Genomic DNA, 13756 nt, shown 5'->3' on the forward strand with positions numbered 1-13756 from the left:
ACGCCCGGGCAGAGGGGCATCAGCACCATTGACCATTCAACATCCGGCGTTGCGTCCGGGTTCATGCCCAATACACACAAGACCTCCACGCTGTGTCCCGGCCCGCTTCGAACCGTGACCGGGCCGGGACTCAGGCACCAACCGGAGGTCAATGATGGTCAGGCGTCGCGAACTGCTCGGAATGGTCGGCGCGACCGTCGGAGCGGGAGTACTGGCGGCAGGCACGGCCGAGGCCGCCCCGCACGGCGGGCGGAAGCACGGCCGCCCCTCGCGCCGGACGCTCAAGGTCATGCAGTTCAACATCTGGCTCGGCGGCAGCCGGGTGCCGGGCGGCCGGGCGGGCATCGCCGACACCATCGCCGCGGTCAAGCCGGACGTGGTGATGCTCAGCGAGTCCAACCCGGAGCGGGTGGCCAGCCTGCTGGCCGATCTCGCCGCGCGCGGGCTCACCTACTTCGACAACCGGAACCCGGTCGACCCCGCGGTGATCTCGCGCTACCCGATCATCGAGCACGCGTCCTTCCCGTCCTGGTCGAAGGCGGTCGTCTCGGTCGACGGCACCGAGATCGCGGCCTACTCCGGGCATCTGGAGTACCGCTACTACGTCAACTACCTGCCGCGCGGCTACGGCGGCGGCACCCCGTCGCCCCTGGAGACGTCCGAGTACGGCTGGGGCGAGATCCCGACCGGCCCGATCACCGATGTCGACCTGATCAACCGGCTCAACGCCGCGTCGGGGCGTACCAAGGTGACGCGGACGGTCCTCGCGGACGCCGCGAAGGAGCGGGCCAAGGGCCGGCTGACGCTGCTGGGCGGCGACTTCAACGAGCCCTCGCACCGGGACTGGAACCACCGGACCCGGAACCTGTTCGACCACAACGGCGCCGTGGTGGCCTGGTCGACGACGAAGGCCATCGAGGAGGCCGGATTCCGCGACACCTACCGTGCCCTGTACCCGGACCCCGTCCGCACCCCGGGCTTCACCTGGCCGAGCGACAACCCGGGCGCCGACACCGGCCAGCTCACCTGGGCGCCGAAGGCCGACGAGCGGGACCGTATCGACTTCGTCTTCTACCACCCGGACCGGCGGATCCGGCTGCTCGACAGCGTGGTCGTCGGGCCCTCCAGCAGCATCGTGCGCAACGAACGGGTGGAGGAACGGGGCCGGGACCGGTTCCTGGTACCCACCTGGACCTGGCCGACCGACCACAAGGCCGTGCTCAGCACCTTCCGGGTGACCACCCGCTGACCGGAGGCCCGGCGGCACCCCGGCCCGCCTCGCCGTCCGGCCCGCCGCGGCCGGGCGGCGGGGTACGGGATGCCGCCGGGCTCCGCCGGCCGAGGGGCCGGGACCGCCCGGGCCCGGGCACGTACTCCAGGACTCCCCCGTACGGCGCCGGGTGCTCAGGCGCCCGCGGGAACTCCCCGCCCGGCTCCGCGCTTCCGCTCGTCCCGGAGGCGCATCTCCTGCATCCCGGCCAGCAACAGCAGCACGGCCACCACCGGGGTGCCGAAGAAGACCGCGAGCCCGGCACCGATATTGGCGTCGGCCGTACCGGCGGTGAACACCCGGTGGCCCATCGCGACCACCAGACCGGCCGCCGCCAGCGGCAGCACGACGGTCCAGCGGCGCGGGTCGAAGAGACCGCTCCGGCCGGCCCGCACCAGAGAGAGGGCACAGACCCCGGCCACCAGTACCGCCACGACGCCGAGCCCGGTGGCCCAGCCTCCCAGAGCCCAGTCCGGCGCGGTGGAGAGGGTGCGCTCGGACTCCGGATATCCGGGGATGGTCCGCTGCGCCAGCAGACCCCACAGTCCGAGCGGCGCCGCGACGATCAGAACCGCGGCGACCAGGGTGTTCTTCATGTTCCTTCGCATGCGCCCATATGATCACCGGGCCGGCGGCCGGTCATGAGTACGGGTACCTAGGGGCCGTACCGGCGCCGGGCGGGTTCACGGTTGCGGCCGGTCGTCCTCCGGCACGTCAGGGGCCCGGACACCGACCGCCAGCGTCAGTTCGAGGACCCGGTGCGGCGATGCGAGATCCGGGAACAGCTCCCGGAGCTGCGACATCCGGTACCGGACCGTCTGGGGATGGACGAACAGCGCGGCAGCCACCTCGTCCCGCCGGCCCTGGTGCAGCAACCACGCCCGCAGCGTCTCCTCCAGCCGCCGTGACGTCGCGACCGGCAGGGTCCGCAGCGGTGCGAGAGCCCGGGCACGCAGGTCCGCGAACGCCTCCTTGTCGGCGCTCAGCACCAGCTCGGGCAGATGGTCCTCGGTATCGCGGATACCGGCGGAGAGGGAGCGCGCGCGTACGGCCCGGGCATACGAGGCGGACGCCAGGATCCATGGCCGAGCCGGACCGGCGACGGCGGTGCGGCCGGTCAGCTGTCTCAGCAGACGGGACCGGTCGGCGTCGGGGACGAGCAGCACACCGGTCGCGTCCGGCAGATCGTCGAGAACGAGGGTGCCCGGGTCCAGCGTCCGGACGGCGGGTCTGGCCTGGGCGGCGGGCAGCAGGACCGCGGTCAGCGAGACCGGCGGCTGCCAACCGGCCCGCCGGGCGGAGGCCAGCAGTACGTCCGGGCTCGCACCGGCGAGGAGATCGCGGGCCAGGTGTTCCAGATGGAGCTCGTGGGCCCGGCCCCGGGCGGCCAGTTCGTCGGCGTGGCCCGCGGCGCTCGCGGCGGAGAGCTCGTCGATATAGGCGAAGGTCAGCTCGGCGAATCTGGCGACTTCGGCGGCGGGCAGACCGGCCGGTACGGCTCCCGCCGCCAGACAGCGCCAGGCCACCCGGGCACCGACCCGGTAGGCGCTGAGCAGGGCGTCCATCGAACGGCCGTCGCGCACCTCGCCGCGGCCCAGCTCGTAGGCCGCGTCACCGGCGTCGCCGCCCGTGGCCTTGCCGCTCGCGAGGTCCAGATAGTGCCCCAGGGCGGTGCGGACGGCCCGGCGGATGGTGCCGCCCATGCGGCCCGAAAGCGCGTTGGCGTACGGAGGGACCTCGTCGATGATCGCCTGGACGACCTCGTCGGCGGTGCTCTTCAGCGCGGCCCGCAGCGCAGTGACCGTCGTCTCATCCAGGGCCGGCTCGGTGGCCCTCCGGATCACATGCTCCATGTTTTTGTTCCCTGCGAACAATTCGATCGACCAGATTCACGTCCTGCGAATAAGACTTTACGCCCTGGGGCGCATCAAGCTGGAGCCATGACGAGTGCAGCCCTCCGCAGTAGGGCGTGGAAACTGCTGGAGATGGTCACGACGCCGCTGCTGCCGTCGGACTACCTCGACCTGGTCAGCCCGCTGCGTGCGAGTGCTGCCCTGCGGGGGCGCATCGAGGCCGTGCACCCCGAGACGGATGACGCCGCGACCGTGGTGATCAGGCCGGGACGGGGCTGGCGGGGCCACACCGCCGGTCAGTACGTACGGATCGGGGTCGACGTCGACGGGGTGCGCCTGTGGCGTGCCTACTCCCTCACCTCGCCGGCGAACCGTACGGACGGCCGGGTCACGATCACCGTGAAGGCGATCCCGGACGGCAAGGTCAGCAACCACCTGGTCCGCAGGGCGAAGCCGGGCACGCTGATCCAGCTCGACCAGGCGACCGGTGACTTCGTACTGCCGGAGACCAGGCCCGCCAAGGTGCTCTATCTGACCGCCGGCAGCGGCATCACGCCCGCGATGGGCATGCTGCGGGACACCGAGTTCGACGATGTCGTCATGGTCCACTGCGCGCCGCGGCCGCAGGACGTGATCTTCCGCAGCGACCTGCACAAAATGGCCGCGGACCGGAAGCTGCACCTCACCGAGGTGCACACCGACACCGAGGGCAAGCTCGATATCGCGCGTCTCGGCGAACTCGTGCCCGACTGGGCCGAGCGCGAGACCTGGGCCTGCGGGCCCACCGGGCTGCTCGACGCCGCCGAGAAGCACTGGGCCGAGCACGGCGTACCGGACCGCCTGCACACCGAACGTTTCCGCCCGGGCATCGTCGCCACCGGCGACGGTGGCGAGGTCACGTTCAGCACCAGCGGCAGGACCGTCGAAGCGGACGGCGCCACGCCGTTGCTGGACGTCGGTGAGGAAGCCGGCGTGCTCATGCCCTCCGGGTGCCGTATGGGCATCTGCTTCGGCTGCGTCACGCCGCTCAGGGCGGGTGCCGTCCGCGATCTGCGCACCGGCGAGATCACCGAGGCCGAGCCGGGCGTCCTCATCCAGACCTGTGTGTCCGCCGCGGCGGGCCCCTGCGACATCGAACGGTAGGAACACCTTGACCGCCATCGACCCCACCGCCCATCTGACCGCGGAGCAGATCGAGGAGCTCGGCCGCGAGCTGGACGCGATCCGCGACGAGGTGATCGCGAGCCGTGGCGAGCGGGACGCCGCGTACATCCGCAAGGTCATCTCGGTGCAGCGCAAGCTGGAGCTGGCCAGCCGAGGTGTGCTGCTGTTCTCGTTCTTCCCGCCCGCGTGGCTGATAGGCACCGCCGGTCTGTCCGTGGCGAAGATCATGGAAAACATGGAGATCGGCCACAACGTCCTGCACGGGCAGTGGGACTGGATGCGGGATCCGAAGATCCACTCGACCACCTGGGAGTGGGACCACGTCTCACCGGCCGACCAGTGGAAGCACTCGCACAACGAGCTGCACCACACGTACACCAATGTGATCGGCAAGGACAACGACCTCGGCTACGGCATCATGCGCGTCGACGAGGACCAGCGGTGGCACCCGTTCCACCTCGGCCAGCCGCTGTGGAACTTCGTCAACGCCTGCTTCTTCGAGTACGGCATCGCGGCGTACGACCTGGAGCTCGGCAGGAACCTGCGCAAGAACCGGCGCAAGAACCCGGAGTTCCGCGCGCGGGCCAGGGCCGTGGGCCGCAAGATCCGCAGGCAGGTGCTGAAGGACTACGTGATCCACCCGCTGCTGTCGGGCCCGTCGTTCCTCACCACGCTCGCCGCCACCTTCACCGCCAACCTGGTCCGCAACCTCTGGACCCACTCGGTGATCATGTGCGGGCACTTCCCCGAGGGTGTGCAGGTCTTCGAGCGCCGGTCGATCAAGAACGAGACACGCGGCCAGTGGTACCTGCGCCAGATGATGGGCTCGGCGAACATCAGCGGCAGCAAGGCCATGCATTTCATGACCGGCAATCTGTCGCACCAGATCGAACACCACCTCTTCCCCGACCTGCCGAGCAACCGGTACGCCGAGGTCGCGGTGAAGGTGCGCGCGCTCTTCGAGAAGTACGAACTGGAGTACGTCACCGGTCCGCTGCCCAAGCAGGTGTTCTCCGCCTGGCGCAAGGTCTTCCGGCTCTCCCTGCCGAACAGGAAGCCCCGGGGCAGGACGCCCGGCCGCAAGCAGGAGCTCGTCGCGGGCTGAGCCCCGGACCGGCGCGGCCGGGTGACCGGGTGGCCGGGAAGCCGGCGAAGAGACCGGCCGGCCGGCGGAGTACCGCGAGCGGGGAGCGGGCGTCGGCCGGCCGCTCGCCGCGGTGGCGGAGCAGAGGGCGCCGCAGATCCGCACCGGCGGCACCGACTTGTCGCCAGGCCCCCGTCATTGGCGTGGGATGGGTACGCCTGCGGCACGCAGCCTTGCCTCGGTAAGCGCGGTCAGGCGGGCTGACACCGGGGCCTGATCGCCGCGGTGGTTGTTGATGAGCCGGTACTGGGTGGTGGCCTTGCTCCAGGCCCGCCGGCTGGTGGGGCTTCCCAGCAGCGCGGGGTTTGCGAGGTAGTGGTCGGCCATGGCGGTCGCGAGTTCTTCGATCCTCGGGTCGTCCGGTTCCCAGGTCTCGGCCTCCTGGCCGCGCCTGGCCAGGTCGATGTACTCGGGGTCCTCCAGCCGGTGTTCGAGCTGGGCCAGGAAGCCGTCGAAGCCCTCCGGCACCAGTACCCTGGCCAGCACCAGGGCCTCGCGCTGGGCGGCCACGTAGTCGGGGCCGAAACCGAGGCCATGCATCCGGTCCAGGACTGCGCAGGCGCGCTCGGGCAGCAGGGCCCGGTCGCCTTCGGCGAGCTGGTGCAGCATGTCGAGGCGCGCGGACAGGTCCGCGATCCGTTCGGTGAGCTGCTGCGCGACGTTGGCGAGGGCACTGGCGAACTGGCCGGCGTCCGCGTCGAGCATGGGCCCGATCTCGGCCAGCGGCACCCCGGCGGCGGCCAGCGTCCGGACCTGCACCAGCCGCAGCAGTTCCTCCGATCCGTACCGTCGGTAGCCGGAGGCGTCGCGCCGCGGCTCGTTGACCAGCCCGTGCTGGTGGTAGTGCCGCACCGTCTTCACCGTGACACCGACGAACGCCGCCGCCTGCCCGATCGTGACCCCGCTCATCATCCCCGCTCAGCCTGCCTCGTGCTCGGGCTCGGCCACCATGCACAGCGTGACCGAACTGGTGGAGGGGCCGCGCCGAGTCCGGCCGGCCCGGCGCGACCCCGGTTCGCGTTCCGTCTGACGCACGACCGGAAGGGTCGGCCCTCGAAGCGTACGGGCCCCGGGAGTTCAGCCCGCCAGCGGTGTCGGATCGGCCTGCCCCGCGCCGAACACCTCGCTGACGAGCCGCTGCTGGGCGGTCTGGAACGCCGCCGCCACGGACATGTCGGCGTCGTCCACGTAGCTCAGCCCGGCAGTCAGGGTGGTGCTCCCGTCGGACGAGCTGTACATCAGCGCCGCAGAGCCGATGGTGGCGCCGTTGTGGTGGTAGACGATGCCGCGGCCCGGGCCCAGGTCCTGGGCGAACACCCCCAGGCCGTAGCCGATGGTCTCCTCCGGGGTCCGCATCCCGGCCAGTAGTCCGGCCGGCAGCAGCCTGCCGCCCATCAGTGCGGAGAGGTAGGTGTGCAGGTCCTTGGTGGTCGAGATCATGTCACCGCCGGCCGCCACCCAGGTGGGGTTGTGGCGGGTGATGTCGACAGTCTTCTCCTGTCCGGCGTCCTCGTAGCGGTAGTAGCCGTGGTTGTAAGGCTCGGGGACCTCCGGCGAGGCGCCCGGCGCCACGGTGCCGGTCATCCCCAGCGGCCGCAGGATCAGCCGCTGCAACTCCCGGGCGAACGACCGGCCGGTGGCGCTCTCGATCACCAGCCGGGCCAGCACGTAGTTGGTGTTGGAGTAGCTCCAGCCCGAGCCGGGCTCGAACCGCGCCGGCTTGGACAGCGACAGCCGCACCAGTTCCTCGGGCAGGTAGGTGTGGAACCGCTTGTCCACCCATTCCTTGCCCCTCCAGGGGACCCCGAGCACGATCGACCCGTCCTCGTAGAGCTCGCCGGTGTGGCTGAAGATCCCGCTGGTGTGCTGCAGCAGCATCCGCACCGTGATCCGCCGGTCCAGCCCGAACCCGGGCAGGTAGTCGGCGGCCGGGGTGTCCAGGCCGATCCTGCCCTCGGCCACCAGCATGAGCACCGCGGTCGCGATGAAGTTCTTGGTGCTGCTGCCGATGCGGAAGTGCCCGTCGGTCAGGGGCTCGGCGCTCCGGCCGAGCTCGCGCGCCCCGGCGCTGCCGACCCACTCCCCTTGCTCGTCGTTCACCCGCAGCTGCACCCCGAGAAGACCGGACTCGACGATCTCCTCGATCGCCTTCTGCAGGTCCGGGCGATCCTGCTGCTGACCCGGAAGGGTGCTGGACATGTTGCTCCTTCACATCTGCTGCGCCCGCGTCGGCGTCGGGCCGTTGCGACGAGCCTCCACCCTGACCCAAGGTCAACCTCAATGGTGTTCCAGGTCACACGCGGTGTTCCGCAACGACGCCACCAGCCGGGCCGGCCGGGTCACTCCCGGCAGGCAGTTCCGCGCGATCCGTTGACACGTCCCCCGGCCGTCAATATCTTCGCCCTCACACCGTGCCGGATCGATCCGGCATCGATGCGGCACCACCGCCCGCCGACCGGGCGGGCCCTGGGGACGCCACTGATCGGAGTGCTATGGCCATCCCGTCCACAGACTGGCTGATACCGCCGATGGCCGCCGTCGGCGAGGACACCCTGGCAGCCGTACTGGAGGAGCGGTTCGGTGTGCGCGGCACCCTCCGGGATCTCGGCAGCCAGCAGGACCTCAACCACCGGGTGCGGACCCCGGACGGCGGGGACCACGTGCTGAAGATCGCCAACCCCGCGACCCCCGTCGCCCTGCTCAACCACCAGGCGAAGGCCGTCGAGACGCTCGCCGCCGCCGCGCCGGAACTGCGGCTGCCCCGGCACCGGCCCGGCAGGGACGGAGCGTTCGTCCAGCGGGTCACCGTCGGCGGTGTGGAGCTGAGTGTCCGGCTGCTCGACCATGTCCCGGGCGAACCCATCATGGACAGCCGCCATCTCGCCCCCTCGGTCGTCGCCCGGCTGGGCGCGCTCTCCGGGAAAGTCGCCGCCGGGCTCGCCGGATTCGACACCCAGGAGCCGGACGGCCCGCGCCTGTGGGATCTGCGCAACGGCCTCGCCGTCGTGGAGGCCCTCGCGCCGCGGCTGCCGGACCGCACGGTCGCCGAGCGGGTGCTCGGCGCCGCCCGTGCCGCCGCGGCCCGGCTCGCCCCGTATGCCGGCCGGCTTCCCGTGCAGACCGTCCACGGCGATGTCACCGACAACAACATCGTCTGCGATACGGGCCCGGACGGACGGCCGCAGCCGGCCGGGGTGATCGATTTCGGCGATCTCGGACCCGGCTGGACCGCCGCCGAACTCGCCGTCACCTGTGCCTCGGTCCTCCACCATCACGGCTGCGGGCCCGCCGAAGTCCTCCCCGCCGTACGAGCGTTCCACGCCGTACGGCCCCTCTCGGCGGACGAGGCGGACGCCCTCTGGCCGCTGATCGTGCTGCGCTGCGCCGTACTGGTGGCCGGCGGAAGGGTCGACGCGCTCCAGAACCCCGGCAACGCCTATGCCGCCGCCGCACTCGAACGCGAGTGGTCGATGCTGGAGACGGCCCTGTCCGTGCCCGCCGAGGTGATGGCCGCCGAGATCCGCGCCGCCACCGGGCACCCGTCCCCGGCCGGTCCGCCCGCCCCCGCCCATCCGATGGTTCCGGCCGCCCCCGGTTCCGTCGTCTTCCCCGATCTCTCGGTCCTCGGCGACGGACTGCACGGCGGTGGCTGGCTCGCCCCGGACGCCGAGGAGGCCACGGCGGCACGGGCGTTCGCCGCGGGTGCCGGTGCCGTCCTCACCCGGCACGGCGAACACCGGCTCACCCGGTCCCGCCCCGGCGACCCCGCGGCGGCCACCCTGGCCCTGGGTGTGGAGCTGCGTACGGCCGCCCCCGTCACCCTGGCCGCGCCCTGGCCCGGCACCCTGGTGCGCCGGGGACCGCACGGCCTGACCCTCGACGCGGGCGCCTGGCAGCTCAGGGTCGACGGCCTGGACCCGGACTCCGCCGGAGCCGGGACCGCCGTCGCCGCCGGGGACCCGATCGGGACGCTCGGCCCCCGGGGCGGCGCCCCGGGCGCGTACATCCAGCTCACCACCCTCACCGGTGACGCACCGCCCCGCTTCGCCCCGCCCGGCACGGACACCGGCTGGCTCGCCGTCTGTCCGGACCCGACGGAGATCGTCCTCGGTGTGTCCGGCGCCCCGGCGGAGGCCGGTGACGCCGCCGGATCGCCCGCCGCTCTGCTGCGGCGCCGCGACCGGGCCTTCGCGGCCGTGCAGGAGCACTACTACGCGGCACCGCCCCGAATCGAGCGCGGCTGGCGCGAACACCTCGTCGACACCGAGGGCCGCTGCTATCTGGACATGCTCAACAATGTGACCGTCCTCGGCCACGGGCACCCGGGGCTGAGCGGGGCCGTGCACCGGCAGTGGCAGCGGCTCAACACCAACTCCCGCTTCCACTACGCCGCGGTGGTGGAGCTCTCGGAACGCCTCGCCGGGCTGCTGCCCGCCGGACTCGACCAGGTCTTCCTGGTCAACAGCGGCTCGGAGGCCGTCGACCTGGGGCTGCGGCTCGCGTGGGCGGCGACGGGGCGGCAGGACACCGTCGCGATCGGCGAGGCGTACCACGGCTGGACCTACGCCGGTGATGCCGTCTCCACCTCGGTCGCCGACAACCCCGGGGCGGTCGGCTCCCGCCCCGGCTGGGTCCACGCCCTGCCCGCGCCCAATGCCTACCGGGGAATCCACCGGGGCGCCGACGCCGTGCGCTACGGACCGGAAGCGGTGGCCCGCATCGAGGAGCTGACCGCCTCCGGCCGCCCGCCGGGGACTTTCATCTGCGAGCCGTACTACGGCAACGCGGGAGGCATGCCCCTGCCCGACGGCTATCTGGAGCAGGTCTACGCGGCGGTCCGCGCCGCGGGCGGGCTCTGTATCGCCGACGAGGTACAGGTCGGCTACGGCAGGCTCGGCCACTGGTTCTGGGGGTTCGAGCAGCAGGGGGTCGTCCCGGACATCGTCACGGTCGCCAAGGCCATGGGCAACGGACACCCGCTGGGCGCGGTGATCACCACCCGCGAGATCGCGGCCGCCTACCGCAGCCAGGGGTACTTCTTCTCCTCCGCCGGGGGCAGCCCGGTCAGCTCGGTCGTCGGACTGACCGTGCTGGACGCGCTCCGGGACGAGAAGCTCCAGGAGAACGCCCGCACCGTGGGGGACCATCTCCGCGCCCGGCTGCTGGAACTGGCCGAGCGGCACCCGCTGATCGGTGCCGTGCACGGCAGCGGGCTCTACCTGGGGGTCGAGTTCGTCCGCGACCGTGCGACCCTGGAACCCGCGGCGGCGGAGACGGCGGCGATCTGCGAACGTCTGCTCGGACTGGGCGTGATCGTCCAGCCGACCTCGGACCGCCAGTGCGTACTCAAGATCAAACCTCCGCTCTGCCTGACCCGCGAGAGCGCCGACCGGTTCGTCGCGGCCCTGGACGACACCCTGACCCACGGATGGTGACCATGCGGCACGGTTCCCGGACGGCGCCGGACGCCCACGAGAGCAGAGACGGCGCCGCTCCCACCATCGCGGACGTGGCCCGGCTGGCGGCCGTCTCCCGGACCACCGCCTCCGACGCCCTGCGCGGCCACGGGCGGGTCTCCGAGGCCACCAGGAAAGCGGTGTCCGACGCCGCCCGGCGGCTGGGGTATTCGCCCAACCGCAGCGCCCGGTCGCTGCGCACCTCCGTGACGGAGACGATCGGGCTGCACATCCCGGAGTTCCTGACCAGCGCCGAGTACTACATGTCCTTCGTGTTCGGCGTGATCGAGGCGGCCACCCGGGCCAGTCTCAATGTCACCCTGATTTCGGCGGGCCATCTGCGGCACGGCCCGGGCGCCCCCCAGGTCGACGGTCTGGTGCTCTGCGATCCGATGGCCGGTGACCCGGTGGTCGACCGGCTGATGAGCTGCGGACTGCCGGTCGTGACGGCCGAGCGCTATGTCGGGAACAAGGAGTCCACCGGGGTCGTGGTCTCCGACCACCGCACCCACCTCAGGGAGCTGCTCGACCATCTCGGCGACCGGGGAGCACGGCGGGTCGCCTTCCTCGCCTCGGACAACACGGGCGAGTGGGCCACCACCCTGCGCGCGACCTACAGCGAATGGTGCGCGGAACGGGCGGCACCCGACCTCACCCACCGGGCCCCCTTCGGCTCCGCCCCCGAGGTCCTCCAGGCGGAGGTGCGGCGCATGCTCGCCCGCGGCCGGGACGTGGACGCCGTGGTGTGCGCCGCCGACGGGGCGGCCGCGGCGATCCTGCCGGAGCTGCGTGCCGCCGGGCACACCGTGGGCGAGGACCTGCTGCTGGCCTCCTGTGTGGACAGCTCCGCCATGCGGCTGGCCGATCCGCCGATCACCTCCATCGAACTGCACCCCCGCTCGGTAGGGGCCGAGTGCGCCCGGCTGCTCTGCGAAATCCTCGCCGGGACCGCACCGGAGGGAACCATTCGCTCGGTACCCATAGAGCTCAACATCCGGCCGTCCACCGGACTGTCACAGAACTGACGGGCAGGCAGTCACCGCTGCCCGGGCCTTATTGAAAGGGTCTTTCGCGGACCGCCGAAAGGGCGGCCCGCGAAAGACCCTTGCTCATTTCCCAGCCCCTTCAAAAGCCCTGCCGAAGAGTTGATTTTCCGGTGTCCCGAGCATTGACACCACCCTGTTCCGGACACAAACTTTCGGACATGCCGGAACGATCCGGCTGCATTCGGCAAGGGGAAGATCCGTGCGAAGAACCTCCTCCGTCATAGCCGCCTCCGCCGTCCTTTCGACGGCCCTCACCGCATGTACCGCCGGCCCCGCCGCCGACGGTCCGGCCGATACCGCGAAGCGCCCCGGATATCTCGCGGTCGCCGACGGCCCCGCCAAGGGCCGCGGCCCCCTCACCGTCCAGGTCGACTACGACTCCGTGGAAGCGGGCGGCCTCGACCCACAGCTCGCCGGCAGCGCCCGCTCCTGGTCGCTCGGCTCCCTCGTCTACGAACCGCTGGTCACCGTCGGCCCCGACTTCGGGATCAAGCCGCTGCTCGCCGAGGCATGGACCCAGCCCACCCCGACGACGTACGTCTTCACCCTCCGGGCGGGCGCCACCTTCTCCAACGGGCGCGCCGTCTCCACCGCCGATGTCGTGGGCAGCCTCAAGCGACTGACCGCGTCCAAGGCCCCCTACGCCGCCCAGCTCGGCCCGGTGAAGGAGGTCAGGGCCACCGGGCCCACCGAGGTCACGGTCGAACTGCGGAAGCCGTACGGCGCCTTCCTCTCCGCACTGTCGAACACCCCCGCCGCCGTACTCCCGATGAAGGAGATCGAAAACGGCTCGCTCGACATCGGGAAGGAAATGCTCGGCACCGGACCCTTCACCGTCCGCGAGCACAAGCAGGACCGGTACTGGAGGTTCGCACCCAATCCGAAGTACCGCTTCGCGGACAAGCTCCGAATATCAGAGCTCCGGATCGAGATCGTCCCGCAGGAATCCACCCGGCTCGCGGCCGTACGCGGCGGCAGTGCCGGAATGGCGTTCTTCAACAACGTCGACTCCATGGACCAGTTGACCGGCACCCCGAATGCGAAAGCGGTCAACCAGCAGTACAGCGACTTCTACTATCTGATCCAGAACTCGCAGAATCCGAAGTCACCGCTCGCCGACCAGAAGGTCAGATTCGCGCTGGGCAGCGCCCTCGACCGCGGGAAGATCGCCGAGAACGCCCTCGGCGGCCAGTCCCGGCCGACCGGGGTCGCCCCGGCCGTGCTGCCCGGCGGCTGCGACCCGGCCCGGCTGCCGGGAGCGAAGGCGGGACCGGCGAACGCGAAGGCGGCGGTCAAGGCCGCGGGGGCCGACGGGACCACCCTCCGGATCGCGGTCTACACCTCCGAGCCCGCACTCGCCCAGATCGCCCAGGTCGTCCAGCAGCAGTACGCGGCGGCCGGGGTCGAGGTGAAGATCGAGAAGTTCGACGACGCCACCTTCGGCGAGAAGGTCTTCGGCGCGAAGCCCGACTTCGACCTCGCCCTGGGCTGGTTCGCCGGCTATGCGGACGCCACCATGGTCTCCCGCTGGTGGAATCCCTCCGTCGCCGGATTCTCCGGTGTCTTCCTGAAGAACGACACCAAACTGAACGCCCTCATCGACACCGCGTCCGAACAGCCTCCCGGCGACGCCCGCACGGCGGCCCTGCGCGCGGTCTGCGAGCGGGTGGACACCAATGCCGAGATGCTGCCGCTGGTCTCCCGCCCCGGTGTGATCGGCTACCGCACCGACAAGGTCAGCCCCACCCTGCACGCCCGTGAGGGGTACGGCAACCTGCTGCGGAACATCACCGAGTTCACCGTCCCCGGCGCCAAGTAGTCCG

Annotated in this window: 10 protein-coding genes; 6 read left to right on the forward strand and 4 right to left on the reverse strand. The window is 71.4% G+C overall.

Annotated elements, in window-relative coordinates; genetic code table 11:
* Positions 1 to 151: 151 nt before the first annotated feature.
* On the forward strand, positions 152 to 1249 hold the full coding sequence (locus ACWDR0_RS06740; RefSeq protein ID WP_456350559.1) for an endonuclease/exonuclease/phosphatase family protein: 1098 nt from the start codon (positions 152 to 154) through the stop codon (positions 1247 to 1249).
* Positions 1250 to 1404: 155 nt separating this feature from the next.
* Here ACWDR0_RS06740 and ACWDR0_RS06745 read toward each other — a convergent pair whose 3' ends face one another.
* Positions 1405 to 1878 (reverse strand): hypothetical protein, encoded by a 474-nt coding sequence (locus ACWDR0_RS06745; protein WP_456350560.1) that lies wholly within the window; start codon positions 1876 to 1878, stop codon positions 1405 to 1407.
* A 75-nt stretch (positions 1879 to 1953) separates the two neighbouring features.
* Positions 1954 to 3123, reverse strand: coding sequence for a PucR family transcriptional regulator (locus ACWDR0_RS06750; RefSeq protein ID WP_456350561.1), 1170 nt, complete (start codon positions 3121 to 3123; stop codon positions 1954 to 1956).
* A gap of 87 nt (positions 3124 to 3210) precedes the next feature.
* On the opposite strand from ACWDR0_RS06750, the gene ACWDR0_RS06755 reads away from it, so the two are divergent.
* Positions 3211 to 4266: a ferredoxin reductase gene (locus ACWDR0_RS06755; RefSeq protein ID WP_456350562.1), complete on the forward strand. Its 1056-nt coding sequence runs from the start codon at positions 3211 to 3213 to the stop codon at positions 4264 to 4266.
* Between the two features lie 7 nt (positions 4267 to 4273).
* Positions 4274 to 5392 carry a fatty acid desaturase family protein gene (locus tag ACWDR0_RS06760; protein WP_456350563.1) on the forward strand — a complete coding sequence of 373 codons (1119 nt, stop codon included), beginning with the start codon at positions 4274 to 4276 and terminating at the stop codon, positions 5390 to 5392.
* Positions 5393 to 5566: 174 nt separating this feature from the next.
* Here the strand turns inward: ACWDR0_RS06760 and ACWDR0_RS06765 are convergent, their stop codons facing one another.
* On the reverse strand, positions 5567 to 6343 hold the full coding sequence (locus tag ACWDR0_RS06765) for a MerR family transcriptional regulator (RefSeq protein WP_456350564.1): 777 nt from the start codon (positions 6341 to 6343) through the stop codon (positions 5567 to 5569).
* A gap of 165 nt (positions 6344 to 6508) precedes the next feature.
* The gene (locus ACWDR0_RS06770; protein ID WP_456350565.1) at positions 6509 to 7630 is read right to left on the reverse strand and encodes a serine hydrolase domain-containing protein; all 1122 of its coding nucleotides are present in this window, start codon (positions 7628 to 7630) and stop codon (positions 6509 to 6511) included.
* A 293-nt stretch (positions 7631 to 7923) separates the two neighbouring features.
* Between ACWDR0_RS06770 and ACWDR0_RS06775 the strand changes: the two genes are divergently transcribed.
* The 3 genes from ACWDR0_RS06775 (at position 7924) to ACWDR0_RS06785 (ending at position 13752) form a co-directional block, all read left to right on the forward strand.
* Entirely contained in the window at positions 7924 to 10866 is a 2943-nt protein-coding gene (locus ACWDR0_RS06775; protein ID WP_456350566.1) for an aminotransferase, read from the forward strand.
* A 2-nt stretch (positions 10867 to 10868) separates the two neighbouring features.
* Positions 10869 to 11912 carry a LacI family DNA-binding transcriptional regulator gene (locus tag ACWDR0_RS06780; RefSeq protein WP_456350567.1) on the forward strand — a complete coding sequence of 348 codons (1044 nt, stop codon included), beginning with the start codon at positions 10869 to 10871 and terminating at the stop codon, positions 11910 to 11912.
* Positions 11913 to 12132: 220 nt separating this feature from the next.
* Positions 12133 to 13752 carry an ABC transporter substrate-binding protein gene (locus ACWDR0_RS06785; protein WP_456350568.1) on the forward strand — a complete coding sequence of 540 codons (1620 nt, stop codon included), beginning with the start codon at positions 12133 to 12135 and terminating at the stop codon, positions 13750 to 13752.
* The last annotated feature ends 4 nt before the right edge of the window (positions 13753 to 13756 follow it).

Source organism: Streptomyces sp. NPDC003691, assembly GCF_053981115.1.